Source organism: Azospirillum sp. B506 (assembly GCF_000333595.1).
In the GTDB taxonomy this organism is placed as follows: domain Bacteria; phylum Pseudomonadota; class Alphaproteobacteria; order Azospirillales; family Azospirillaceae; genus Azospirillum.
Map to the genome: position 1 here is coordinate 1 of NZ_BADK01000706.1, position 1,950 is coordinate 1,950.

The following is a 1,950-nucleotide window of genomic DNA, read 5'->3' on the forward strand; positions in this document are numbered from 1 at the left end:
CGGCTGACCCGGTTCCGGCGCCCGTGGCGGCTGCGGCGGGGGCGGTGCTGCTGCGCGGTCTGTTCCTGACACTTCGTGGGAAATTCGCCCCGCTCCACGCCTTGATCCCGGTGTGGCTGACCGAGATCCTCTACCCCATCAGCAAGACCGATCTCGACCCGCTGCGCCTGCTGCATTTCTTCGCACTGGCCTATCTGGTGCTGTGGCTGGTGCCGGCGGGGGCCTCCTGGCTGCGTGGGCCGCTGGCCGCCCCGGTGCTCGCCTGCGGCCGGCAGTCCTTGAACGTCTTCTGCCTGGGCGTGCTGCTGTCCTTCGCCGGGCAGACCGTGCTCGTCCATGTCAGCGGCTCGCTTTCCGCCCAGTTCCTTGTTACCGTGCTCGGCATCGCCGCGATGGTGCTGATGGCGGGCTTCCTGAACTGGTACCAGTCGGCGGAGCGGGCGCGGCGCCACCGGGGAACCGCCACCACGAAGATGGGCACATGAGGGGCGCATGGCGCGAGGGCGCGGGCGACGAATGCTGACGGTCACGGCGATCCTGCTGGCGGCCACGCTGTTCGCGTCGCCGGATCGCGTCCTGGCCGGCCAGTCCCTGCCCGCCCCGTCCATCGACCCGGCCTGCGCCGTGCCGGAGTCCGTGCTTTCCCCGGGCGGCGTGCTGCCACGGGTTTCGGCGCAGCTTGCCGCCGGCCTGCCGCTGTCGGTGCTGGTCGTCCACTCCGCCAAATCGCCGCCCAAGCCTGGCATCGTCGGCTATCCCGGCCGGCTGGACGGCGAGCTGAAGCGCCGCCTGCCCGGCCACGAGGTCAGCACCGCCGTACTGAGCCTGCCCGGCGAAGCGGCCCCCGCCATGGTCGCCCCGCTGGTCCAGGCGGTGGAGGAGCGGCGGCCGGTTCTGGTCGTCTGGCAGACCGGCACGGTCGACGCCATGCGCAGCCTGGATCTGGAGAGCTTCGGCACGGCGCTGCAATCCGGCATCGCCGAGGTCCAGCGACGCGGCGCCGACATCGTCATCATGGACATGCAGTACAGCATGCACACGGCGCAGCTGATCGATTTCGCTCCCTATGTGTCCTACATGTCCTGGCTGGCCCAGAGTTCGGACGTCTTCCACTTCCCCCGCTACGACATCATGCGGCATTGGGTGGAGGAGGGCCGGGTCGATTTCGCCGACGACTCGGACGAAGCGAAGCGGCGGTCTTATGAATTCGTTCACCAATGCATCGGACAATTGCTCGCACAAAGCGTCGCGACGATGATCGACCCCCTGTCGGTCGGCCGGCGCAGCGGAGCGAGCAATTGAGCTTTGTCCTGTCGTCCGCCGTCCGTGCCCTGTCGCTGATCGCCGCCCTGGCCGTTTCCGCTCCGGCTTTCGCCGCCGAACCCGCGCCGGCGGCCGGTTGCCAGCTGCCGCGGGGCGCGTCGGCGCTGTCGGTGCCCCTGACGCAGCTGTCGCAGCGCATCGCGGCCGGGATGCCGATCCGGATCGTCGCCATCGGCTCCTCCTCCACCGCCGGGGCGGGGGCGAGTTCGCCCGACAGGGCCTATCCGGCCCGGCTCGACCATTATCTGAGCGAACGGTTCCGCAACGCCGACATCGCGGTGCTGAACCGCGGGATCAACGGCGAGACCGACGACCAGACCGAGACGCGGATCGAGGCCGACGCGCTGGGCGCCAAGCCCGATCTGGTGATCTGGCAGGTCGGCGCCAACACGGTTCTGCGCGACGGCGACCAGTCCTTAAGCGAACGCTCGGTGCGGCAGGGCGTGGCGCGACTGCGCGCCGCCGGGGTCGATGTGGTGCTGATGGACCTGCAATACGCCCCGAGGATGCTGGAGAAGACCGGCGTCGCCCCGATGCTGACCCGCATCGCCGGGATCGCCAGCGACACCCATGTCGGGCTGTTCCACCGCTTCGAGGTGATGCGGTCGCTGGTGGAGACCCGCGGCA

Annotated in this window: 3 protein-coding genes; all 3 read left to right on the top strand. The window is 69.8% G+C overall.

Translation table 11 applies throughout. From position 1 onward, the window contains the following. Positions 1-485 (top strand): OpgC domain-containing protein (opgC, locus tag I71_RS21095; protein ID WP_042697651.1); only part of this gene is annotated, 485 nt, incomplete at its 5' end. A gap of 31 nt (positions 486-516) precedes the next feature. After that, entirely contained in the window at positions 517-1,302 is a 786-nt protein-coding gene (locus I71_RS21100; protein ID WP_042697653.1) for an SGNH/GDSL hydrolase family protein, read from the top strand. Continuing rightward, the coding region (locus I71_RS21105; protein ID WP_244433962.1) for an SGNH/GDSL hydrolase family protein at positions 1,299-1,950 on the top strand (652 nt) is incomplete at its 3' end. The genes I71_RS21100 and I71_RS21105, both read left to right, overlap by 4 nt.

What these genes read in the sequence shown, in the direction of transcription:
- I71_RS21100 (WP_042697653.1), top strand. Translation starts at nt 517, where the DNA reads ATGCTGACGGTCACGGCGATCCTGCTGGCGGCCACGCTGTTCGCGTCG.